The 21,722-nt window shown below is 63.9% G+C and carries 17 protein-coding genes; 11 read left to right on the top strand and 6 right to left on the bottom strand.

The features are described from left to right. Positions 1 to 45: 45 nt before the first annotated feature. Positions 46 to 1,014, top strand: a complete 969-nt coding sequence (gene egtD, locus BGK68_RS24650) for an L-histidine N(alpha)-methyltransferase (protein WP_075259240.1) — start codon at positions 46 to 48, stop codon at positions 1,012 to 1,014. A 43-nt stretch (positions 1,015 to 1,057) separates the two neighbouring features. Then, the gene (gene egtB, locus BGK68_RS24645; RefSeq protein ID WP_083657891.1) at positions 1,058 to 2,425 is read left to right on the top strand and encodes an ergothioneine biosynthesis protein EgtB; all 1,368 of its coding nucleotides are present in this window, start codon (positions 1,058 to 1,060) and stop codon (positions 2,423 to 2,425) included. A 25-nt stretch (positions 2,426 to 2,450) separates the two neighbouring features. Here egtB and BGK68_RS24640 read toward each other — a convergent pair whose 3' ends face one another. From BGK68_RS24640 to leuA, 3 genes are all read right to left on the bottom strand, one after another. Beyond that, positions 2,451 to 4,184 carry a methyl-accepting chemotaxis protein gene (locus BGK68_RS24640; RefSeq protein ID WP_075259239.1) on the bottom strand — a complete coding sequence of 578 codons (1,734 nt, stop codon included), beginning with the start codon at positions 4,182 to 4,184 and terminating at the stop codon, positions 2,451 to 2,453. 221 nt (positions 4,185 to 4,405) lie between these two features. After that, positions 4,406 to 4,633 carry an NnrS family protein gene (locus BGK68_RS28575; RefSeq protein ID WP_075259238.1) on the bottom strand — a complete coding sequence of 76 codons (228 nt, stop codon included), beginning with the start codon at positions 4,631 to 4,633 and terminating at the stop codon, positions 4,406 to 4,408. A 130-nt stretch (positions 4,634 to 4,763) separates the two neighbouring features. Further along, on the bottom strand, positions 4,764 to 6,467 hold the full coding sequence (gene leuA / locus BGK68_RS24630; protein ID WP_075259237.1) for a 2-isopropylmalate synthase: 1,704 nt from the start codon (positions 6,465 to 6,467) through the stop codon (positions 4,764 to 4,766). Between the two features lie 743 nt (positions 6,468 to 7,210). Here leuA and BGK68_RS24625 point away from each other — a divergent pair. The 5 genes from BGK68_RS24625 to BGK68_RS24605 all read left to right on the top strand — a co-directional run bounded on the left by BGK68_RS24625 (position 7,211) and on the right by BGK68_RS24605 (position 11,175). Continuing rightward, positions 7,211 to 7,840 (top strand): paraquat-inducible protein A, encoded by a 630-nt coding sequence (locus tag BGK68_RS24625; RefSeq protein WP_075259236.1) that lies wholly within the window; start codon positions 7,211 to 7,213, stop codon positions 7,838 to 7,840. After that, entirely contained in the window at positions 7,837 to 8,547 is a 711-nt protein-coding gene (locus BGK68_RS24620; RefSeq protein WP_198937255.1) for a paraquat-inducible protein A, read from the top strand. The genes BGK68_RS24625 and BGK68_RS24620 overlap by 4 nt, the downstream gene beginning before the upstream one ends. After that, positions 8,544 to 10,172 (top strand): PqiB family protein, encoded by a 1,629-nt coding sequence (locus tag BGK68_RS24615; protein WP_075259235.1) that lies wholly within the window; start codon positions 8,544 to 8,546, stop codon positions 10,170 to 10,172. The genes BGK68_RS24620 and BGK68_RS24615 overlap by 4 nt, the downstream gene beginning before the upstream one ends. Next, positions 10,172 to 10,807: a PqiC family protein gene (locus tag BGK68_RS24610; RefSeq protein WP_233149401.1), complete on the top strand. Its 636-nt coding sequence runs from the start codon at positions 10,172 to 10,174 to the stop codon at positions 10,805 to 10,807. Before BGK68_RS24615 ends, BGK68_RS24610 begins: the two co-directional genes overlap by 1 nt. A gap of 128 nt (positions 10,808 to 10,935) precedes the next feature. After that, positions 10,936 to 11,175 (top strand): DUF2442 domain-containing protein, encoded by a 240-nt coding sequence (locus BGK68_RS24605; RefSeq protein WP_233149400.1) that lies wholly within the window; start codon positions 10,936 to 10,938, stop codon positions 11,173 to 11,175. A 78-nt stretch (positions 11,176 to 11,253) separates the two neighbouring features. Here the strand turns inward: BGK68_RS24605 and BGK68_RS24600 are convergent, their stop codons facing one another. Beyond that, complete coding sequence (locus BGK68_RS24600) at positions 11,254 to 12,795, bottom strand: DEAD/DEAH box helicase (RefSeq protein WP_075259232.1); 1,542 nt, start codon at positions 12,793 to 12,795, stop codon at positions 11,254 to 11,256. A gap of 403 nt (positions 12,796 to 13,198) precedes the next feature. Then, positions 13,199 to 13,981, bottom strand: a complete 783-nt coding sequence (fabI, locus tag BGK68_RS24595; RefSeq protein ID WP_075259231.1) for an enoyl-ACP reductase FabI — start codon at positions 13,979 to 13,981, stop codon at positions 13,199 to 13,201. Positions 13,982 to 14,342: 361 nt separating this feature from the next. Between fabI and BGK68_RS24590 the strand changes: the two genes are divergently transcribed. The 4 genes from BGK68_RS24590 (at position 14,343) to BGK68_RS24575 (ending at position 19,951) form a co-directional block, all read left to right on the top strand. Continuing rightward, the gene (locus BGK68_RS24590) at positions 14,343 to 16,175 is read left to right on the top strand and encodes an extracellular solute-binding protein (RefSeq protein WP_075259230.1); all 1,833 of its coding nucleotides are present in this window, start codon (positions 14,343 to 14,345) and stop codon (positions 16,173 to 16,175) included. A gap of 76 nt (positions 16,176 to 16,251) precedes the next feature. After that, positions 16,252 to 17,322: a microcin C ABC transporter permease YejB gene (locus BGK68_RS24585; RefSeq protein WP_013235366.1), complete on the top strand. Its 1,071-nt coding sequence runs from the start codon at positions 16,252 to 16,254 to the stop codon at positions 17,320 to 17,322. Next, positions 17,319 to 18,365, top strand: a complete 1,047-nt coding sequence (locus tag BGK68_RS24580; RefSeq protein WP_075259229.1) for an ABC transporter permease — start codon at positions 17,319 to 17,321, stop codon at positions 18,363 to 18,365. Before BGK68_RS24585 ends, BGK68_RS24580 begins: the two co-directional genes overlap by 4 nt. Next, positions 18,362 to 19,951 carry an ABC transporter ATP-binding protein gene (locus tag BGK68_RS24575; protein ID WP_075259228.1) on the top strand — a complete coding sequence of 530 codons (1,590 nt, stop codon included), beginning with the start codon at positions 18,362 to 18,364 and terminating at the stop codon, positions 19,949 to 19,951. Before BGK68_RS24580 ends, BGK68_RS24575 begins: the two co-directional genes overlap by 4 nt. A 163-nt stretch (positions 19,952 to 20,114) precedes the next feature. Here BGK68_RS24575 and BGK68_RS24570 read toward each other — a convergent pair whose 3' ends face one another. Then, complete coding sequence (locus tag BGK68_RS24570; RefSeq protein WP_075259227.1) at positions 20,115 to 21,644, bottom strand: transglycosylase SLT domain-containing protein; 1,530 nt, start codon at positions 21,642 to 21,644, stop codon at positions 20,115 to 20,117. Between the last annotated feature and the right edge of the window lie 78 nt (positions 21,645 to 21,722).

Here is a 21,722-nt window from a genome sequence, read left to right as displayed (position 1 = left end):
AACATCCCTTTCCCACCCAGCCTATGCATAGGCAAGGAGACACGCTTGGCCCAACCCGCTCTGATCCCCGCTGACCTGGACAGCCTGTCCGAAGACCGCCAGCGTCGCGCCGAACTGGTGACCGGCCTGACCGCGCCGGCCGCCTTCATTTCCCCCAAGTACTTCTACGATGCCCTGGGCAGCAAGCTCTTCGAAGCCATCTGCGCCTTGCCCGAGTATTACCCCACCCGCACCGAGGCCGCCATCTTCGCCGAGCACCGCGATGACATCGCCGCCGCCGTCGGTCAGGACGCCTGCCTGATCGACCTCGGGGCCGGCAATTGCGCCAAGGCCGCCAGCCTGTTTGCGGCCCTGCGGCCGCGCCAGTACGTGCCGGTCGATATCTCGGCGCACTTCCTGCAACAATCGGTAGAGGGTTTGCAGCGGCGCTTTCCGGATATTCCCATGTTGCCGCTGGGCATGGACTTTTCCAGCACGCTGGCGTTGCCGGCGCAGGTGCAGCGCGAGCGCCGCCTGTTCTTCTATCCCGGTTCTTCGCTGGGCAATTTCGATCGGGATGAGGCGCTGGCCTTCCTGCGCCGCCTGCGCGCGGCGCTGCCCGATGCCGCCGGCGGCGTCCTGCTGGGGCTGGATCTGGTCAAGCCCAGCGCGGTGCTGGAGGCGGCGTATGACGATGCCTTGGGTGTCACGGCAGCGTTCAACCTGAATGCGCTGAACCACATCAATGGCCTGCTGGGCGCAGACTTCAATGCGCGGGACTGGCGTCACCTGGCCTTCTACGACGAAGCCCTGCAACGAGTGGAAATGCACCTCGAAGCGCGCCGTGACCTGATCGTGCGCTGGCCGGGCGGTCGCCGCACCTTCCGCCAGGGCGAGCGCATCCATACCGAGAACAGCCACAAGTTCCGCGCCGACGAAATCGCCGACCTGCTGGCCCAGGCCGGTTTCGGCGACTGCCAGATGTGGTGCGATCCGCAGGGCTGGTTTGCGGTCTGCCATGCGCGGCCGCGCTGATCTTGCGCTGATCTCGCGCTGATTTTTTCTTGCAGGAGAACGGATGTCCCCACCCAGTACTGCGATCCCGACATCGTCCCCCCTCAGCGCCGACGGCCGGGCCGATCCGGCCACCTCGGCTGTCATCGATGCCGTCATCGACGCTGCCCTCCATCAGCTCAACCATCGCAGCCGCGAGAAGCTGGGCGACCGCTACCGGCGATTGCGACGGCAGTCGCTGGTGATCGCCGAGCCGCTCTCGCCCGAGGATTGCTGTGTCCAGGCCATGCCCGACGCCAGTCCGGTCAAATGGCATCTGGCCCATACCACCTGGTTCTTCGAGACCTTCTTGCTGGAGCGCTTCGAGAGCGGATTCAAGTCCTTCCATCCGCAATTCCGCATGCTGTTCAATTCCTACTACGAGGGCGTGGGCGAGCGTTTCCCGCGGCCTCAGCGGGGCATGCTCACGCGCCCTGCGCTGGCCGAGGTGCTGGCCTATCGCGAGCAGGTGGACCAGCGCATGCTGTTGCTGATCGATGCGCTTGAGGCCAATGGCAATAACGCCATGGCCACCGGCAGCGACAACGCCCAGGCGCAGTTGGCGCAGTTCCTCAGCTTGCTGGAACTGGGCATGCAGCATGAGCAGCAGCATCAGGAACTGATGCTCACCGACATCAAGATCCTGCTCTCGCTCAATCCGCTCCAGCCTGCCTACCAGCCGCTGCCGGAGAGCGTGCACCTCGACGATCCGGTCGAGCTGGCGCTGCAATGGCATCGCATCGAGGCCGGCGTGGTGGAGATCGGCCATACCGGGACGGGCTTCTGTTTCGATAACGAGACGCCGCGCCACCGCCAGTTCGTCGAGGCTTACCAGTGCGCTTCGCGGCTGGTCAACAATGCCGAATACCTGGACTTCATCCAGGCCGGCGGCTATCAGGACCCCAGCCTGTGGCTGGCCGAAGGATGGGACTGGAAGGAGCAGCTGGCGCTGCGCCATCCGCTGTACTGGCGCAGGGATGCGCAGGGACAGTGGAGCGAGTTCACCGAGTATGGCGTGCAGGCCTTGCAGCCGCATCGCGCGGCTGTGCATCTGTCGTATTACGAGGCCGATGCCTATGCCCGCTGGGCGGGGGCGCGTCTGCTGACCGAGGCGGAATGGGAGCATGCCGCTGCGCACCTGCAGGGCGGCGGGCGCGAGTTCTTCGGCGTGGCCTGGCAATGGACCAGCAGCAGCTACGCGCCTTACCCCGGCTTCGTCGCCGCGGCCGGTGCGGTGGGCGAATACAACGGCAAGTTCATGGTCAACCAGTACGTGTTGCGCGGCTCATCCTCAGCCACGCCCTTGAACCATGCGCGGCTGAGCTATCGCAATTTCTTCCCGGCGGCGGCGCGCTGGCAGGTCAGCGGCATCCGCCTGGCGCGCCAGGGCTAGCGCTAGCGCCCTGGCACGGCCGGGTTCAGAAGGTTTCCCACTCTTCCGATTTGTCTTCCCGCTTGCTGGCGGGCAGGGCCGGCGCTGCCGGTGTGTTGGTGACGGCGGGTGCGGCGGGCTTGGCCGGCAAGCTCTTGGTGGCGCGCGGGGCCGCAGCGCTGACCTTGCGCAATACTGGAGCGACCGGGCTGGGCGCCGGGCCATTGCTGCCCGCCTCATCCAGGCGGAATACGCCGACCAGGTCCAGCAGCCGTTGCGCCTGGTCTTGCAGGGCCTGGGCGGCGGCAGCGGCTTCTTCCACCAGCGCGGCATTCTGCTGGGTGGTGTTGTCCATCTGCATGATGGCCTGGTTGACCTGCTCGATCCCATCGCTCTGCTCGCGCGTGGCTGCCGAGATTTCCCCGACGATATGGCTGACCTGCTCGATGCTGTTGACCACGGCGTCCATGGTGCTGCCGGCCTGCGCCACCAGTTCGGTGCCGGAAGAGACCTGATTGACGGAGTCGTTGATGAGCTCCTTGATTTCCTTGGCGGCCGTGGCCGAGCGTTGCGCCAGGCCGCGCACTTCCGAGGCCACCACCGCAAAGCCGCGTCCCTGTTCGCCCGCGCGCGCCGCTTCCACAGCGGCGTTCAGGGCCAGGATATTGGTCTGGAAGGCGATGCCGTCGATGACGCTGATGATGTCGACGATCTTGTGGGAAGAATCGTTGATGGCGCCCATGGTCTGCACCACTTGCTTGACCGCCAGGCCGCCCTGGTTGGCGACCTGCGAGGCATTGGCCGCCAGCTCGCTGGACTTGCGGGTGTGATCGGCGTTCTGCTTGACGCTGGAGGTCAGTTCTTCCAGCGAAGAGGCGGTCTCTTCCAGGGCGCTGGCCTGCTCTTCGGTGCGTGAGGAAAGATCAAGGTTGCCGGTGGCGATCTGGGTCGAGGCGGTGACCATGGAATCGGTGCCGCGTCGCACCTCCAGCACGATGGCCTTGAGCTTCTGGTTCATGGCTGCCAGCGCCTGCAGCAGGCGGCCGGTTTCATCATTGGAGTGGGCAGCGATGACGGCGGTGAGGTCGCCAGCGGCCACCGTTTCGGCGACTTCGACGGCGCGGTTGAGCGGGCGGGTGATGCTGCGCGAGATGGTCCAGGCGATGAAGGCGGCGAACGCGGCCGCCAGCACCCCGGCAATGACCATGACCATGCGGGTCGCATCATAGGCGGCTTCGGCCTGATCGACGGACTGGTCCATCAGCTTCTGTTGGGTGTCGGAAAATTCGTCGAGCTGGCTGAAGTAGATCTTCTGCAGGGGCACCATTTCGCTGAGCATCAGCTTGATGGCGGCGTCCTTGTCCCCCGAGCTCTGCAGCTTGTCGATCTGCTTGCGCAAGGCGGCGTAGCTCTTGCGAGTTTCCGTGACTTTGTCCAGCTTGGCCTTGGCCTCGGGATTGACGACCAGGCGGGTCAGCTCGTCATAGAGTTTGGTGTTTTCGGCGGACAGCGTTTCGATGATCTTCTGCTCGGCCGCGATCTGCGCCGGATCGGTCATCAGCAACTGGTTGCGCAGGGAGATGGCGACATCGTCGACCTTGCCCGAGATGGTGTTGATGATGGCGATCTTCTTGTAGCGGTCATTGACGACCAGGTCGAGCGCTTTGTTGATGTCGGCCAAGCGGGTCAGGCCCAGTGCGACGATGCCGGCGATCACCAGGATCAGGATGCTGAACGCAATGGCCAGGCGTGTGGCAATACTCAGATTGTTGAAGCGCATTATTTTTCCCCCGAAAAATGAACAGCGACTTGTTGATGAACCCCCAGAAAAATTAATAATAAGCGAGTTACGTATTTTGAAAACTCACCAATTACGCAAATTTGCGTGACCTTGGTCAACTTCCGCGCACGTACTCTGCAATGGCTGAGCTTGCGCCATTACGTGGCCAAAAAAATCGCCCCGCAATCGGCGAGGCGGGGCGCAGGGCAAACGCAGTCTTTTCAGCGCAGGCGCGGGCGCAGCAGCCATGCGCCATAGCGCGCCACGAACAGCAGGAAGGCCAGCGCTGAGAGGTGGGACAGATAGGCATTGCTAAGCGACAACGTGGCAGCGACGCGACAGAAGGCCGCCACGCTGATGAGCAGGAAGATGATGCGCGTACCGCCATCGGCACTGAGGGTGCGACCCGTTGACCTCGGGAAAGACCGCCCAGCCCAGCAGAGCTGCAAGCAGGCGAGGGTGAGCTGTTGCGAAGTGCAAAACAAAATGAGAAAGGGAGGGCAGAACGAAACAACGCCGGCCTGTAGGCCGGCGTTGCGCTCAGGGAAGCATGCCGGGATCGCCGGCGATGTTCCGTTTTCAGGCAGCCTTGGCTTGCGAGGAGCCGGCCTGGTTGGCGCTCTCGTTGATGGCGATCTGACGGTTCACGGCAGACAGCACGGCCTTGAAGGATGCGGTAACGATGTTGGCGTCGATGCCCACGCCGAAACCGGTCGGCGCTTCGTTCAGGCGCAGCTCGATGTAGCTGGCGGCCTTGGCGTCGGCGCCGGCGCCGATGGCGTGTTCATGGAAGTCCATCAGTTTGATGTCCAGGCCCAGCGCATGCACGAAGGCATCGATGGGGCCGTTGCCGCTGCCGCGCACGGTCACCGGCTGGCCATTGCGCACGATGTCGACTTCGATGTTGATGGACTCGGCCTTGGAGCTGTCTTCCGACATGCGGTGCGCACGGTAGACATACGGCTCCACGCGCTCCAGGTATTCACGCTGGAAGATGGCGTGGATGTCGGAGGCGGCGATTTCCTTGCCGGTGGCGTCAGCCTCGCGCTGGATGGCGCGCGAGAACTCGATCTGCAGGCGGCGCGGCAGGGCCAGGCCGTATTCCTGTTCCAGCAGGTAGGCCATGCCGCCCTTGCCGGACTGGCTGTTGACGCGAATGACGGCGTCGTAGCTGCGGCCCAGGTCGGCCGGGTCGATCGGCAGGTAGGGCACTTCCCAGATGGCGTCGGGCTGCTGCTTGGCGAAGCCCTTCTTGATCGCATCCTGGTGCGAGCCGGAGAAGGCGGTGAAGACCAGGTCGCCCACATACGGATGGCGCGGGTGCACCGGGATCTGGTTGCATTCTTCCACCACCTGGCGCACCACGTCGATGTCGGAGAAGTCCAGGCCCGGGTTCACGCCCTGGGTGTACAGGTTCAGCGCCAGCGTGACCAGGTCGACGTTGCCGGTGCGCTCGCCGTTGCCGAACAGGCAGCCTTCGACGCGGTCGGCGCCGGCCATGACGGCCAGCTCGGCCGAGGCCACGGCGGTGCCGCGGTCATTGTGCGGGTGTACCGAGATGATGGTGCTGGCGCGATCCTTCAGGTTGCGGCACATCCATTCGATCTGGTCGGCATAGACGTTGGGCGTGGCGCATTCGACGGTGGAGGGCAGGTTCAGGATCACCTTGCGTTCCGGGCTGGCGCCCCAGGTTTCGCAGACGGCGTCGCAGATTTCCTTGGAGAAATCCAGTTCGGTGGTACTGAAGGATTCGGGGGAGTATTCGAAGCGCCATTCGGTGCCAGGACGCGCATCGGTCAGTTCCTTGACCAGGCGGGTGCCGGTGACGGCGATGTTCTTGATCTCTTCACGCGACATGTTGAAGACGATCTTGCGGAAGGCCGGGGCCACCGAGTTGTACAGGTGGACGATGGCCTTCTTGGCGCCTTCCAGCGATTCGATGGTGCGGCGGATCAGTTCGTCACGCGATTGGGTCAGCACGATGATGGTGACGTCATCGGGAATGCGGTTCTCGACGATGAGCTTGCGCACGAAATCGAAGTCGGTCTGCGAGGCCGAGGGGAAGCCCACTTCGATTTCCTTCAGGCCGGTCTTCAGCAGCAGTTCGAAGAAGCGCAGCTTGCGTTCGGCGTTCATCGGTTCGATCAGGGCCTGGTTGCCATCGCGCAGGTCGGTGCTCATCCAGATCGGCGGGGTGTTGATGACCTTGCTGGGCCAGGTGCGGTCGGGCAGGTCAATGGCCGGGAAGGGACGGTATTTGGCGGCGGGGTTGCTTAACATCATGATGGACCTCTTAGTCTTCGGATTTGCTGGGATGCTGGACTTGCTGCAATGCTTGAGTGCGTCAGATGTGGCGGATCGGGTTGCCTGGCTGCCACGGGCGCGTGGCCAGACAACCCGTCATAGAGCCAGAGGCGGCGTCTCCCGCCGCGCGCGGGCCAGCTGGCATGGCTGCCGGCGCGGAGTGCGGATTGTGCTGGTCTTCGAATGCATGATCGCTTCGCCTGAGAGGGCTGCGACGTCGGCTCGGTACGGCTGGCGCGTCACTGCCTGGTTTTACTGCCGGTGCTGCTGGATTTGATTGGGTTTGCCGGATCGCGTGGAATCAGCGGGTACGGCAGAAATACGGATTTTAGCGCGAGGCTAGTAGTAGCGACACCGGTAGCAACGCTAGCAGGGCGCTGGCGCTGTTGTGGCGTAGGGAGAATGTTGCTGCGGAAGTCATCTGTCCAATGTAGAAGATTGGCGGCGATCTTGTCAAGCGCTATCTGGCCGGGGGGAGAAAAAGCCAGGTAAAACTCTGCCAGAGTCCCGGCAATTTGTTGCTACAATCGCTGCTAATTAATAACCAGTGAGTCATTTATTTTGCGCCCGGCCGCCGCACGGCGCCTGTCGTGATGGAACGCCGGCCAGAGAATGCGCTCCAAGCGAAGCCCGGCAATGGCCGTTGCGGTCTTGCGGGTCATCACGACACAACATAAAACCACAGCGAACCACAGAGCGCCCTGCGCCAGCCATCCTCATCCATGCAGAAACGTCCGGACCTGATCGTTTGCGAAGAATGCGACGCCGTCTACCAGCGCCCCACCTTGGGCCAGCGCGAGGTGGCCCGCTGCCTGCGCTGCCACGCCGAACTGGAGCGCGACACCGGACGCAGGCTGGAGCATCTGCTGCCGCTGACCATCGGCGCGCTGATCCTGTTCGTGATCGCCAATGTGTTTCCCATCGTGACCATCGAGTTGCAGGGCCTGTCGGCCGATACCACGCTCATGGGCGCGGTGGTGGCGCTCACCCGCGACGGCATGTCGGAAGTGGCGCTGCTGGTGCTGGCCACGACCTTGCTGTTTCCCATGATCCAGCTCTTCGTGCTGCTCTATCTGCTCATGCCTGGCTCGCGCCGCCAGCGCCCGCCCGGCTTCGTGCTGTTGCTGCGGTTGATGCAGGCCGCGCGGCCCTGGGGCATGATCGAAGTCTTCATGCTGGGCATCCTGGTGGCGCTGATCAAGCTCTCCAATATCGCCGAGGTCATTCCCGGCCCGGCGCTGTGGTCCTTCGGTGGCCTGACAGTGCTGCTGACAGTGGTGGTGTCGTTCAACCCGCGCTATCTCTGGCATCTGTGGGAACAGCACCAAGGTGGCAGCGAGGTCCGTCGGTGAGCCGCCCTGCATCCACCTCCGCCACCACCTCCGCCGGCCTGGCCGAGGATGGCGAGCAAGACCTGCCGGTGCAGCAGGCCGCGTCCCTGGACGTGATCGGTTGCCATCACTGCGGCACGGTCTGGCAGGATGCGCAGGCTGGGGAGCGCTGCGGCGTCTGTCACGCGCCGCTGCACGTACGCAAGATCGACAGCCTGACCCGCACCTGGGCGCTGCTGATCGCGGCCTGCATCATGTACATCCCGGCCAACCTGATGCCGGTGATGGTCACGCGCACGCTCTTCGACGAGCAGCGCGACACCATCCTCTCCGGCGTCATCTATTTCTGGACCTCGGGCGAATGGGGCCTGGCGCTGGTGGTGTTCGTGGCCAGCTTCCTGGTGCCGCTGTTCAAGCTGGTGGCGCTGGGCATCCTGGTGTTCTCGGCGCGCCGCCGCAGCCGCTGGCAGCGCCTGCAACGCGCCAAGCTGTATCGCCTGGTCGAGGCCATCGGCCGCTGGTCCATGCTGGACGTCTTCGTGGTCTCGGTGCTGACCGGGCTGGTCAAGATCCATGGTTTTGCCAATATCCACGCCGGCATCGGCATCGCCGCCTTCGGTGCGGTGGTGGTGCTGACCATGCTGGCTTCGCTGGCCTTCGATCCACGCCTGATCTGGGACGATACCGACCCGACTCCCCCTGCCAACAAGAAACAGGAACCCGCATGACTCCACCTGACACCCCCGAGGACAAGCCGGCGCTGCTGCAGCCCCGCCGCACGCGCCAGCGCAACTGGTTGCCATCGCTGGTGTGGCTCATTCCCATCATCGCCGCCGTCGTCGGCCTCTCGCTGGTGGCCAAGATCCTGATCGATCGCGGCCCCATGGTCACGGTCACCTTCCGCTCCGCCGAAGGGCTGGAGGCGGGCAAGACCCGGGTCAAGTACAAGGATGTGGAAATCGGCCAGGTGCAGACCCTGAAACTCGCCCCGGACCGTTCGCACGTGCTGGTGGGCATCCAGCTCAACAAGGAAGCCACCGGCTTCGATGCCGAAGACACGCGCTACTGGGTGGTGCGTCCGCGCATCGCGGCCTCGGGCATTTCGGGACTGGGCACGCTACTGTCGGGCGCTTACATCGGCGCTGATCCGGGCGCCTCCGAACAGAGCAAGAAGAGCTTCGTCGGCCTGGAGCAGCCGCCCATCGTCACACGCGACGCTTCCGGCCGCCAGTTCGTGCTGCATACCGATGATCTGGGTTCGCTGGACATCGGCTCGCCCATCTTCTATCGCCGCATCAAGGTGGGCCAGGTGGTGGCCTACGACCTCGACGCTGATGGCCGTGGTGTGACCTTGCGCATCTTCGTCAATGCGCCCTATGACAAGTTCGTCACCCAGACCTCGCGCTTCTGGCATGCCAGCGGCTTCGACATGGAGCTCAACGCCAGCGGCTTCAAGCTGCACACCCAGGCGCTGGCGACGGTGGTGCTGGGCGGCATCGCCTTCCGCGACCGTGATGAGGACCGCGTGAGCGCACCCGCCAAGGAAGGCGCCGAGTATGCGCTGGTGGAAGATGAAAGCGCCGCCATGAAGGAGCCCGACGGCGTGCCGCAGACTGCGCTGCTGTATTTCGACCAGTCCCTGCGCGGCCTGCAGCCGGGCGCGACTGTGGACTTCCGCGGCGTGGTGCTGGGCGAGGTCAAGAGCATCGGTGTCGAATATGACAAGGCGCGCGGCGAATTCCGCATGCCGGTGGTGGTGCAGATCTATCCCGAGCGCCTGGGCCGCCGCTTCCAGGAAGAGACCGGCGAGCAACGTCGCTCCAATGCGCACATGCTGCGCACGCTGGTCAAGCGCGGCCTGCGCGCCCAACTGCGCAACGGCAACCTGCTGACCGGCCAGCTGTATGTGGCGATCGACTTCTTCCCCAAGGCCAAACCGGCCCAGATCGATCCAGACAAGACGCCGCTGGAACTGCCCACCATCCCGGGCAGCCTGGATGAATTGCAGCAGCAGCTCTCGGACATCGCTGGCAAGCTTTCCAAGGTGCCCTTCGACGAGATCGGTCGTGATCTGCAGACTACGCTGAAGACCTTGAACAAGACCCTGTCCACCGCAGAGCAGACCGCTGCGCGCATCAACAACGATATCGCGCCCGAGATGCAGGCGGCCATGAAGGATGCCCGCAAGACCCTCAATGCCGCCGAGCGCACGCTGTCGGACGACGCACCGCTGCAGCAGGACATCCGTCAGACCATGCAGGAACTGTCCAAGGCCGCGGCCTCGATCCGCATCCTCACCGATTACCTGCAACAGCATCCGGAATCGCTGATCCGGGGCAAACAGGAGCCATGATGCAAGCCATGAAGAGCCTTTCCCTCAAGACCCTGGGTGCAGCCGCGCTGGCTGCTGGACTGCTGGCCGCCTGCGGCAGCACCCCGCCCACGCAGTTCTACACCCTGGCCGCCCCCACCGACGCAGGCGCGACCGCACGCAGCGCCGCCCAGGGGCCGCAGACCTTCATCGAAGTCATGCCGGTGGCCGTGCCCGAGCGCCTGGCGCGGCCGCAACTGGTGGTGCGCAGCGATGCCACGCGGGTGGATGTACTGGAGCAGGAGCGCTGGTCCTCGCCCTTCAACAATGAGTTGCGCGATGCGCTGGCGGCAGGCGTGGCGGCCAGGCTGGGCGCCAACGATGTCTCGCGCGGCGGACGTCCGGCGGACCAGCCCAGCTATCGTATCAACGTCGAACTGCGTGATTTCGATGCCGTGCTCAATGGCCAGGTCCAGGCCAGCTTCGGCTGGACCATCACCCGCTCCGACGACCGCCGCAGCGCGGCTTGCCGCCTGACGGTGGTCGAGCGCGTGGCAGGCGGCGCCAATGCCGATGTAGTGGCCGCCACGCAGAAGGCGGTGAGGCAGGCGGTGCAGGCCATTGCCGATAACGTTCGAGCTTTGCAGGCGGGGCAGGGCGGGCAGTGTTCCGCTTGAGTTCGTTCTGCGGCTGGAGGGAATCGCAGTCGCTCCGCGATGCTTGTAAAATCGCCAGCGGGAGGGAATAAGCCAAATCGGATTGAACCGATTTACCTGAGGGGCATCCGCCGATGGAATCGGACGTAGTGGAAGTCAAACTTTGCGGCGAATATGCGTTGCAGGTTCGCTTCAGGGATGGGGTGGAAGGTCGGGTCAGCTTTCTCCCAAGCTTTTTTAGGGGAGTCTTTGCATCCTTGAAGGATCAGGCCCAGTTCAACCAGGTCCGCTTGATCGAAGGTGTAGTGACCTGGCCCGGCGAGTTGGATCTTGCACCCGACGCCATGCATGACGAAATCAAGCGCAATGGTCATTGGCTGCTGGCATGATCAGATGTCGATGATCCCGCCCAAGAAAAAGCCGCTTCCGAGGAAGCGGCTTTTCAACATCAGAACAACGTTAAACGATCAACGATCACCGTAGGAGCGACGCGGACCGTCGGCGCGGAAGCCGCCGCCATTGCCCTTGTAGCCGCCACCAGCGCCGCCTTCGCGACGCGGGCCGCTGCCCGCCGGCTTGGCGCCGCCGAAGCTGCGGCCTTCGCGGTTGCCGCCAAAGCCGCCTTCGCGATGGCCGCCTTCACGGTTACCACCGAAACCGCCTTCGCGATTGCCGCCGAAACCACCTTCGCGATGACCGCCGCCTTCACGGTTGCCGGCGCCGAAGCGCGGGCCGTTGTTGCTGCGGCCATCACCCGGACGCCAGCCGCCCGGCTTGCGCGGGCTGCGCGGAGCAGCCGACTTCTTCGGCTCGAAACCTTCGACCACATCGACCGGAATGGTCTGCTTGGTGAAGCGTTCGATGCGCTTGACCTGCATGCCTTCAGCATGGTTCACCAGCGAGATCGCCACGCCATTGCGACCGGCACGGCCGGTACGGCCGATGCGGTGGACGTAGTCTTCAGCAAACTTGGGCAGATCGTAGTTGAACACGTGGGTGATGCCCGGCACGTCGATGCCGCGGGCGGCCACGTCGGTAGCCACCAGCATGCGGACCTGGCCGCGGCGCAGGCTGTTGAGCGTGCGGTTGCGGGCGCCCTGGTGCATGTCGCCATGCAGTGCGGCAGCGGCGAAACCGGCGATGTTCAGACGATCGGCGATGGTGTCGGCGTCACGCTTGGTGGCGGTGAAGATCACGGCCTGGTCGATGCTGGTGTCGCGCAGCAGATGATCGAGCAGGCGATTCTTGTGCGACAGGTCATCCACGAAGTGCACGCGCTGCATGATGTTTTCATGACGGGTCGACGAGCTGGCGATCTGGATGGTGGCCGGGTTGTTGGTGATGCGCTTGGCCATGTTGCCAACGACGCCGTCCAGCGTGGCCGAGAACAGCATGGTCTGGCGGGTGGCCGGGGTTGCAGCGACGATCTTTTCGATGTCGTCGATGAAGCCCATGTCCAGCATGCGGTCAGCTTCGTCCAGCACCAGGATCTGCAGTTGCGAGAAGTCGATCTTGCCCGATTCCATATGGTCGATCAGACGGCCCGGGGTCGCCACCAGGATTTCCGGGTTGCGCGACAGCAGTTGCATCTGCTTCGGATAAGGCATGCCGCCAAGGATGGACACCACGCGCACGCGGCGCATGTAGGCGCCGTACTTGTCGGTGGCGGTGGTCACTTGCAGGGCCAGTTCGCGGGTCGGGGTCAGCACCAGCATCTTCGGCTGGGCCGGCTGGTAACGCGGACGCTCGCCACGGGCGCGGGTGGCCTGGCGTTCCTGGTTGGGGGTACGGGCTGCTTGCGGCGCCTGCGGCAGGTCTGCCAGCTGGTGCAGCGAGGGCAGCATGAAGGCGGCGGTCTTGCCCGAGCCGGTCTGCGAGGACACCAGCAGATCCTGGCCGCTGATGGCGGCGGGGATGGCTTTTTCCTGGACCGGGGTCGGGGAGGTATAGCCTGCTTCGGTCAGGGCTTTGATGATCGAAGGGTTCAGGCCGAGTGCTTCAAAAGTCATAATCTCTTTCGTGAAAGTGAACGCCAGGCACGAGACGGGCGCACGCAAGCGCGCCGGGCATCGAGTGCCTGAACGAAAAAAAGCAACGCCAACCGACGAAATGACTATGAAAAATACAAAGAAATTTCGGCACAAAAGCTTTGCGCCGGGACGGCATCATCAAGGGATGCCAGGGGCGGGGGGCTTTTACTGGGAACTTGTCGTTATGACAGGTAAGGCTTGCGAAGCTGCTTGGGCGAATGCCGCCGGAAACTCTGCAGGGCTGATTTCACGCCCATGTTTCAAACTTTAATTCGCCTGTGCACCGTTTATTGCGATGCACAAGGCGAATCATACAGTAAAAGCGCGAAATTAGCATCAAGCTATTTCGACATACTGTCTCTTATTTGTGGGCAATGCTTGCTTATTCAGCCATTCCGCCCACGACGCGGGAGAAGCCACCATCCACATAGGTGATTTCGCCGGTGATGCCCGAGGCCAGGTCGGAGAGCAGGAAGGCCGAGGCATTGCCGACGTCTTCGATGGTCACGTTACGGCGCAGCGGGGCGGTGGCGGCCACGGCGCCCAGGATCTTGCCGAACCCCTTGATGCCGCTGGCGGCCAGGGTCTTGATGGGGCCGGCCGAGACGCCATTGACGCGCACGCCCTTGGGGCCCAGCGATTCGGCCAGGTAGCGCACCGAAGCTTCCAGCGAGGCCTTGGCCAGGCCCATGGTGTTGTAGTTGGGGACCACGCGTTCCGAACCCAGGTAGGTCAGGGTCAGCAGGGCGGCGTTGGACGACAGCAGCGGCAGGGCCGCCTTGGCCATGGCCGGGAAGCTGTAGGCGGAGATGTCGTGCGCGATCTTGAAACCTTCGCGCGAGAAGCCTTCCAGGAAGTCGCCGGCAATCGCTTCCGCAGGAGCAAAGCCGATGGCGTGGACCAGACCGTCGAGCTGGCTCCAGGACTTGCCCAGGTCGGCGAACAGGGCATTGATCTGCTCATCGCTGCCGACGTCGCAGTCGAAGACCAGCTTGCTGTCGAATTCTTCGGCAAACTTGGTGATGCGGTCCTTGAAGCGCTCACCCACATAGGTGAAGGCCAGTTCGGCGCCTTCGCGCTTGCACGCCTGGGCGATGCCGTAGGCGATGGAACGGTTGGACAGCAAGCCGGTGATCAGGATTTTTTTGCCTTGCAGAAATGCCATGTTGACTCCGTGTGGTCCGCCGCGTAATGCGCTTCTCTGCGGGGCAGAAGCAGGCGCGGCGCGGCCGGTGATGTTAGCGGCGCCGCGCAGGGGCGGTCGCCGGGCTGGGACAGACCCGGATTGTAGGGGCTTGCGGCAGGCGCGGCAACCTTTGCCGCCCTGCCAGGCAGGGCAGGAGGCTGTTTGGGCCGTGCCGTCGCTGGGGTTCTCTCGCTCTTTTATCGTCCTGACATAGACGTTTTAATTGCTTCCCTGTAATCGTTCCACTCTTTACAATGCGCCGATCGGATTGGTTTCCGCTGGCAGGCATGGCTTTGCCTGCCCCATGACATCAACGCTTTGAGCGCAGACAGACAAACGCATGGTCAAGCCCCTGAAGAAGCACAAGTTTCTCCTTTCCTGCCTGCTGGCCACGGTGCTGGCCCACGCCGCCCCAGCCCCCGCTCGCGCCGAGCACGCCTTTTCCCTGTACGACACGCCTCGCTACGGTCCCGGCTTCAGCCATTTCGACTACGTCAACCCCGACGCGCCCCGGCGCGGCACGCTCTACCTGGCCAATCCCGACCGCCGCACCAGTTTCGACAAGTTCAATCCCATGTCGATGAAGGGCGTCGCAGCGGCCGGCCTGGACCAGCTGATGTTCGAGACCCTGGCCGTGTCCTCCGGCGACGAGGTGGCGACCGTCTATGGCTTGCTGGCCGACGACATGCAACTGGCCCCGGATCGCATGTCCATGACCTTCCACCTCAACCCCAAGGCGCGCTTCAACAATGGCGACAAGGTCAGCGCCGCTGACGTGAAGTATTCCTTCGACACCCTGATGGCCAAGGGCGCGCCGCAGTACAAGTCGGTCTTTGCCGACGTCAAGGGCTGCGTGGTGGTGGATGCGTCCACGGTGCGTTTCGACTTCGCCAGCAGCAACCATGAGCTGCCGCTGATCGTCGCCAGCGTCCCGGTGTTTTCGCGCAAGTGGGCGCAGGGCACGCCCTTCGACCAGATCCAGCTGACCCCGCCCATCAGCACCGGTCCCTATCTGATCGAACGCTACGATACCGGCCGCAGCATCACCTACAAGCGCAATCCTGATTACTGGGGCAAGGACGTGCCGGCGCGACGCGGCATGTTCAACTTCGAGCGCATCGTCTACCGCTTCTACAAGGATGACCTGGCGCGGCTGGAAGCCTTCAAGGCCGGCGAGTTCGACGTGGTGGTGGAATACAGCGCCAAGAACTGGGCGCGCAGTTATACCGGCCCGCAATTCCGCGACGGCCGCATCATCAAGAAGGAATTCAAGCACTCCAACGGCGCCGGCATGCAGGGCTTCGTGATGAACCTGCGGCGCGACCAGTTCAAGGATGTGCGTGTGCGCCAGGCCATCGGGCTGGCGCTGGATTACGAATGGATGAACCGCCAGCTGTTCTATGGCCAGTACACCCGCATCTATTCCTTCTTCAACAACAGCGACCTGGCCGCCACGGGCGAACCGCAGGGCGATGAGCTGGCCCTGCTGAAGTCCCTGCTGGCCAAGGGCCTCAAGATCGATCCGGCGGTATTCGGTCCGGCGCCGGTGCCACCGTCGACCAATCCCCCGTCGTCGCTGCGCGCCAACCTGCGCCAGGCGCGCGAACTGCTGGCGCAGGCAGGCTGGGTCTATCGAGATGGCGCGGTACGCAACGCCCAGGGCGTGCCGCTGTCCTTTGAAATCCTCGATGACCAGAGTTCGATGTCGCGCGTCATCAGCGTGTTCGCCCGCAACCTGCGCACGCTGGGCATCGACGTGGTCCAGCGCAGCGCCGATTACGCGCTGGTGGCCAAGCGCATGGAGGATTTCGATTTCGACATGACCTCGATCCGCTTTCCCGATACCAGCAGTCCCGGCAATGAGCTGCTGGACATGTTCGGCTCCCGCGCCGCCGATGAAAAAGGCTCCAACAACGCCTGGGGCCTGAAGGACCCGGTGGTGGACCAACTGGTGCAGACCGTGATTGCGGCCGACACCCGCGTCAAGCTGACGGCCGCCGCGCGCGCCCTGGACCGGGTGCTGCTGCACAAGTACATCGTGGTGCCGCACTGGTATTCCTCCACCCACCGCATCGCCTACCAGAACCGCTTCGGCATTCCCAAGGTGGCGCCGCTGTATTACCAGGCTGATCCCTACGTGATCAGCACCTGGTGGGAGGAGAAGGGACGATGACGACGAGCTGCAATACAAGGGCAAAGGCAGCAGCAAGGGCCGGCAGCGCCGGGGTTGAACGAGGATGGTGGCAGGCATGAATATCTGGTCCTACATAGTGAAGCGGGTGCTGTTGATGATCCCCACGCTCTTTGGCGTGGTGGCCATCACCTTTGCGGTGATCCAGTTCGTGCCGGGCGGCCCGGTGGAACAGGCCATGCTGGAGATGAAAGGGCGTGGCGGCGGTGGTGAAGCCTCCGGTGGCGGCGCCGCCAGCGGGGCCTCGGCCTATCGCGGCAGGCAGGGCATCGACGAGCAGCGCATCGCCGAGATCAAGCAGCTCTACGGCTTCGACAAGCCGCCGGTGGAGCGCTTCTGGACGATGTTGAAGGGCTTCCTCACCTTCGATCTGGGCAAGAGCTTCTATCATCATGGCGATGTCTGGACGCTGGTCAAATCCAAGCTGCCCGTCTCCATCAGCATCGGGCTGTGGACTTTCCTGCTGAGCTACCTGATCTCGGTGCCGCTGGGCATCGCCAAGGCGGTGCGCGAGGGTACGCGCTTCGATACCGCGACCACCGGGCTGGTGCTGGTCGGTTACTCGATTCCCGGCTTCGTGCTGGGCGTGTTCCTGCTGGTGCTGTTTGCCGGCGGCAGCTTCGTGCAGTGGTTCCCCTTGCGCGGGCTGACCTCGGACAACTGGGAGAGCCTCTCGCTGATGGGCAAGATCACCGATTACCTGTGGCACATCACACTGCCGGTGACGGCCTCCGTGATCGGGTCCTTCGCCGTCATCACCATGCTCACCCGCAATACCTTCCTCGAGGAAATCCGCAAGCAGTACGTGCTGACCGCGCGCGCCAAGGGACTTTCCGAGCGCAGGGTGTTGTACAAGCACGTGTTCCGCAATGCCCTCATTCCCCTGGTGACCGGCTTTCCCTCGGCCTTCATCGCGTCCTTCTTCGCCGGCAGCCTGTTGATCGAGACCCTGTTCTCGCTGGACGGCATGGGCCTCTTGGCCTATGAATCGGCGATCCGGCGCGACTACCCGGTGGTCATGGGCACTCTCTACCTGTTCACCCTCATCGGCCTGGTGGTCAAGCTGGTGGGGGATCTTTGCTATGTGTGGGCCGATCCACGCGTCCAATTCGAAAGCCTGGCCAAATGAGCACGACCACTTCCCCGGCCCCCTCGATCTCGCCCGGCCGCCGCATCTGGCTGCGCTTTTGCGCTGACCGTGCCGGTTACTGGAGTCTGCTGCTGTTTTCGCTGCTGTTCGTGCTGAGCCTGGGCGCGGAACTGATTTCCAATGACAGGCCGCTAGTGGCGCGCTACCAGGGCAAGCTCATCTTCCCCATCGTCCAGGATTATTCCGACAAGAGCTTCGGCGGCGATTTCGATTCGCCGGCGGACTACCTCGACCCCTTCATCCAGGCGCAACTGCGCAAGGACGGCAACTGGGTTCTCTATCCGCCCAATCGCTACGGCTACAACACCCTCAACTACTTCGCCAGGCAGCCCAACCCGGCCGCGCCCTCCAGCGAGAACTGGCTGGGCACCGATGACCGCGGCCGCGATGTGTTTGCGCGCCTGCTCTATGGCTTCCGCGTCTCGGTGCTGTTCGGTATGGCGCTGACCTTCATCGGCGTGGTGCTGGGCGTGGCCGCCGGGGCGGTGCAGGGCTACTTCGCCGGGCGTACCGATCTCTTCACCCAGCGGCTGCTGGAGATCTGGGGTTCCATGCCGGAGCTGTACCTGCTGATTATTTTCTCGTCGATCTTCCAGCCCAGCCTGGGGCTGCTGCTGGTGTTGCTGTCGCTGTTCGGCTGGATGAGCCTGTCGGATTACGTGCGCGCCGATTTCCTGCGCAACCGCAACCTGGAATACATCCAGGCGGCCCGCGCCATGGGCTTGCCGGATCGCCTCATCATCTGGCGTCACGTCCTGCCCAACAGCATGACCACGGTGGTGACCTTCCTGCCATTCCGCATGAGCGCCGCCATCCTGGCGCTGACCAGCCTGGACTTCCTCGGCCTGGGCGTGCCTCCGTCCACGCCCAGCCTCGGTGAGCTGCTGGCGCAGGGCAAGAACAACCTCGATGCCTGGTGGATCGCCTTGTCCACCTTCGTGGTCCTCACCGTGACCCTGCTGCTGCTGACCAATATCGGCAATGCCCTGCGCAATGCCCTGGATGTACGGAGGAAGGCATGAGCGCCCCGCTGCTGGAAGTCAATAACCTGACGGTACGCTTCGGCGATACCGTGGTGGTGGACCGCGTGAGTTTTGCGATAGCGCCCGGGGAGAAGTTCGCCCTGGTGGGCGAATCCGGCTCAGGCAAGACCGTGTCTTCGCTGGCCGTGATGCAGCTCAACCAGGATGCCCGCTATGAAGGCCGCATTCTGCTGGATGGCCAGGACGTGCTGGCCAAGAGTGAGCGGCAGATGCAGCAGGTGCGCGGCAACGACGTGGCGATGATCTTCCAGGAACCGATGACGGCGCTCAACCCGCTCTTCACCATCGGCAACCAGATCGCCGAAGTGCTGATGCATCACGAAGGTCTCAACGCCCGCGACGCCGCCCTGCGCACAGTGGCGCTGCTGGAAAAGACCGGCATCCCCGAGCCGGCGCGCCGCGCGCTGTCCTATCCACATGAACTCTCGGGCGGCCAGCGCCAGCGCGCCATGATCGCCATGGCCCTGGCCTGCAAGCCCAAGCTGCTCATCGCCGATGAACCGACCACGGCCCTGGACGTGACCATCCAGGTGCAGATCCTGGCGCTGCTGAACCAGTTGCAGCGAGAAGAAAACATGGCCGTGCTCATCATCTCGCACGACCTGAACCTGGTGCGTCACTTCGCCGACCGCGTCGGCGTGATGGAAAAGGGCAAGCTGGTAGAAAGCGCCAGCGTGGCCGAACTGTTCGCCAATCCGCAGCAGCCCTACACGCGCAAGCTGTTGCAGAGCCGCCCGCAGCGCAATGCGGCCGACGTGGCAGCCGATGCGCCCGTGGTCTTGCTGGCTGAAAGACTGCGCTGCACCTATCACATCAAGCAGGGCTGGTTCGCCAAGCGCGCCTTCCATGCCGTCGATGGCGTCGACCTGCAATTGCGCCGGGGCGAAACCCTCGGCATCGTCGGTGAATCCGGTTCCGGCAAGTCCACCCTGGGCATGGCCTTGCTGCGGCTGTCCGCGGCCAGCGTGGCGGGCAGCATCCGCTTCGACGGCGTGCCCATTTCCGAGCGCGGGCAGCGCGAGCTGCGGCCTTTGCGCTCGCGCATGCAGGTGGTGTTCCAGGACCCGTTCGCCTCGCTCTCGCCGCGCCGTACGGTCGAGCAGATCGTCGGCGAAGGCTTGGCCCTGCATCATCCCGACAGAAGCGCCGAGCAGCAGCGCCAGGCCATCGTCGCCGCGCTGGAAGAGGTCGGCTTGAGCGCCGCCGTGCTGGAACGTTATCCCCATGAATTCTCCGGCGGCCAGCGCCAGCGCATTGCCATCGCCCGTGCGCTGGTGCTGCAACCCGAGCTGCTGCTGCTGGATGAGCCCACCTCGGCGCTGGATGTGACTGTGCAGCAGCAGGTGCTGCAACTGCTGGCTGAATTGCAGCGCCGGCATGGACTGGCCTATCTCTTCATCACCCACGACCTGGCCGTGGTGCAGGCCATGGCGCACCAGGTGATCGTGATGAAGGACGGCAAGGTGGTCGAGAGCGGCGCCACCGCCCAGGTGCTGCAGCAACCGCAGCAGGAATACACGCGCCGGCTGGTGGCCGCTGCCACCTACGCCGAAGCGGCCCACTGAACCGCCCCCAGGCCGCAGGACAAAAAGAAAACCCGAAGTCCGGATCAGCTCCGGTGCTTCGGGTCCATGCAGACTGCAATCGTTGTTCTTGTTTCCGTGCTCAAGGCGCGTCTTCTTGTGGTGGGCGGCCAGGCCGCCCGGGTCTCCTCCGGTTTCCTCCGGATTATTGCTTGCGTGCGTCGTTGCCCGAGGCCAGCGTCAAGGGCTTGCCGGCGACCTTGCGGGCCGGTGCTGGCGCGGCCTTGCGCACCGGCGCCTTGGCAGAGGCGACCTGGCGGCGCGCCGGGGCTGCATGGTGATGGGAGGCTACCCGCGTAGTGGCATGGCCGGCGACATTGGGGACCTGCAATTGCAGGCTCTGGCCAGCAGCCAGGGTGTCGCGCTTGAGTCCATTCCATTCCTTGATCTGCGCCACCGTCACGCGATAGCGGCTGGCGATGCCGGCCAGGGTGTCGCGCTTGCCGGCCTTCACATAGATGCGGCGGGTTTCCGGCACGTCCGGGGCGATGGCCAGGCGGGCGTTGTCAGCGATTTCGGGCGTCAGGTCGGTATCGAGCGCGGCGGTCTCTTCCGTCTTGGGCACTAGGATGGTGGAGCCGGCCTTCAAGACCATGCGCGGCGGGATCTGGTTGACGCTGCGGATCACTTCCGGGGTGGTGCCGAACTTGCTGGCGATGGTCTCGATGCGCTCGCGGGCGCTGGAGACGGTGTGTGCGGTCCAGGTCGAGAAGGCCTGTGTCCACTTGGACATGTTGGCCTTGAATTTCTCGGCATTGCTTTCCGGCAGCAGGATCTTGGTGTCTTCGCCGCCGATGATGACGGGGCGGTTGAATTGCGGGTTCAGCGCCTTGAATTCATCCAGCGACAGCTCGGCCAGTTGCGCCGCGACCTTCACGTCGATGTTACGGGTCTTGCCGATGGTGACGAAGTAGGGCTGGTTGTCCACCTTGGGCAGGGCGATGTCGAAGGCGGCCGGGTTGGCGATGATGTTCTTGACCGCCTGCAGCTTGGGCACGTAGTTGCGCGTCTCGTTGGGCATCTGCGCCGACAGCGTATTGAAGTCGATCGGCAGGCCGGCCGCGAGGTTGCGGTTGACGGCGCGCTGCACCGAGCCTTCGCCCCAGTTGTAGGCGGCCAGCGCCAGCTGCCAGTCGCCGAACATGCCGTAGAGCTTCTGCAGGTAGGTCAGCGCCGCGTCCGTCGAGGCCAGCACATCGCGGCGCTCGTCGGTGAACATGTTCTGCTTGAGGTTGTAGTCACGCCCGGTGGAAGGGATGAACTGCCACATGCCGGCTGCCTTGGCGGTGGACAGCGCTTCCGGATTGAAGGCCGACTCGATGAAGGGCAGCAGCGCCAGTTCGGTGGGCATGCCGCGCTTTTCCAGTTCCTGCACGACGTGGAACAGGTAGCGCGAGGCGCGCACCGTGGTGCGCTGGATGTAGTCAGGGCGGGAGCTGTACCACTGGGTCTGGCTCTCCACCAGCGAATTGTCCAGATCCGGAATCCCGAAGCCCTTGCGGATGCGCGTCCAGATGTCGATGTCATTCATCCCCGGCAGGGCATTGCCAGCCAGTTCGGGATTGATCGCATTGAAGGGGGCGGGGTAGATCGAGATATCGTTGGCGTAGGAGAGCAGCGGGGCGCCAGCGCAGAACAGGGCGGCAATGGCGAGTTGTTTCAAAGTACGCTGCATGTGGGCGATATCCTGTGCCAGAGGCAAAAGTTAGCGTGCGGCGCTTCCGTGGCAGAGCTGTGATGAAGCTCGTCACCT

The organism is Herbaspirillum camelliae (genome assembly GCF_001929405.1).
Lineage (GTDB): Bacteria > Pseudomonadota > Gammaproteobacteria > Burkholderiales > Burkholderiaceae_D > Herbaspirillum > Herbaspirillum seropedicae.
Note: the sequence above shows the minus strand (reverse complement) of the source record. Positions and strands in the feature narration are given on the sequence as shown.

Bases quoted from the DNA above. Each gene is read 5' to 3' on its own strand.
- egtB (WP_083657891.1), top strand. From the start codon at position 1,058: ATGTCCCCACCCAGTACTGCGATCCCGACATCGTCCCCCCTCAGCGCC.
- BGK68_RS24640 (WP_075259239.1), bottom strand. From the start codon at position 4,184: ATGCGCTTCAACAATCTGAGTATTGCCACACGCCTGGCCATTGCGTTC.
- leuA (WP_075259237.1), bottom strand. From the start codon at position 6,467: ATGATGTTAAGCAACCCCGCCGCCAAATACCGTCCCTTCCCGGCCATT.
- BGK68_RS24625 (WP_075259236.1), top strand. From the start codon at position 7,211: ATGCAGAAACGTCCGGACCTGATCGTTTGCGAAGAATGCGACGCCGTC.
- BGK68_RS24615 (WP_075259235.1), top strand. From the start codon at position 8,544: ATGACTCCACCTGACACCCCCGAGGACAAGCCGGCGCTGCTGCAGCCC.
- BGK68_RS24610 (WP_233149401.1), top strand. From the start codon at position 10,172: ATGCAAGCCATGAAGAGCCTTTCCCTCAAGACCCTGGGTGCAGCCGCG.
- BGK68_RS24600 (WP_075259232.1), bottom strand. From the start codon at position 12,795: ATGACTTTTGAAGCACTCGGCCTGAACCCTTCGATCATCAAAGCCCTG.
- fabI (WP_075259231.1), bottom strand. From the start codon at position 13,981: ATGGCATTTCTGCAAGGCAAAAAAATCCTGATCACCGGCTTGCTGTCC.
- BGK68_RS24590 (WP_075259230.1), top strand. From the start codon at position 14,343: ATGGTCAAGCCCCTGAAGAAGCACAAGTTTCTCCTTTCCTGCCTGCTG.
- BGK68_RS24585 (WP_013235366.1), top strand. From the start codon at position 16,252: ATGAATATCTGGTCCTACATAGTGAAGCGGGTGCTGTTGATGATCCCC.
- BGK68_RS24580 (WP_075259229.1), top strand. From the start codon at position 17,319: ATGAGCACGACCACTTCCCCGGCCCCCTCGATCTCGCCCGGCCGCCGC.
- BGK68_RS24575 (WP_075259228.1), top strand. From the start codon at position 18,362: ATGAGCGCCCCGCTGCTGGAAGTCAATAACCTGACGGTACGCTTCGGC.
- BGK68_RS24570 (WP_075259227.1), bottom strand. From the start codon at position 21,644: ATGCAGCGTACTTTGAAACAACTCGCCATTGCCGCCCTGTTCTGCGCT.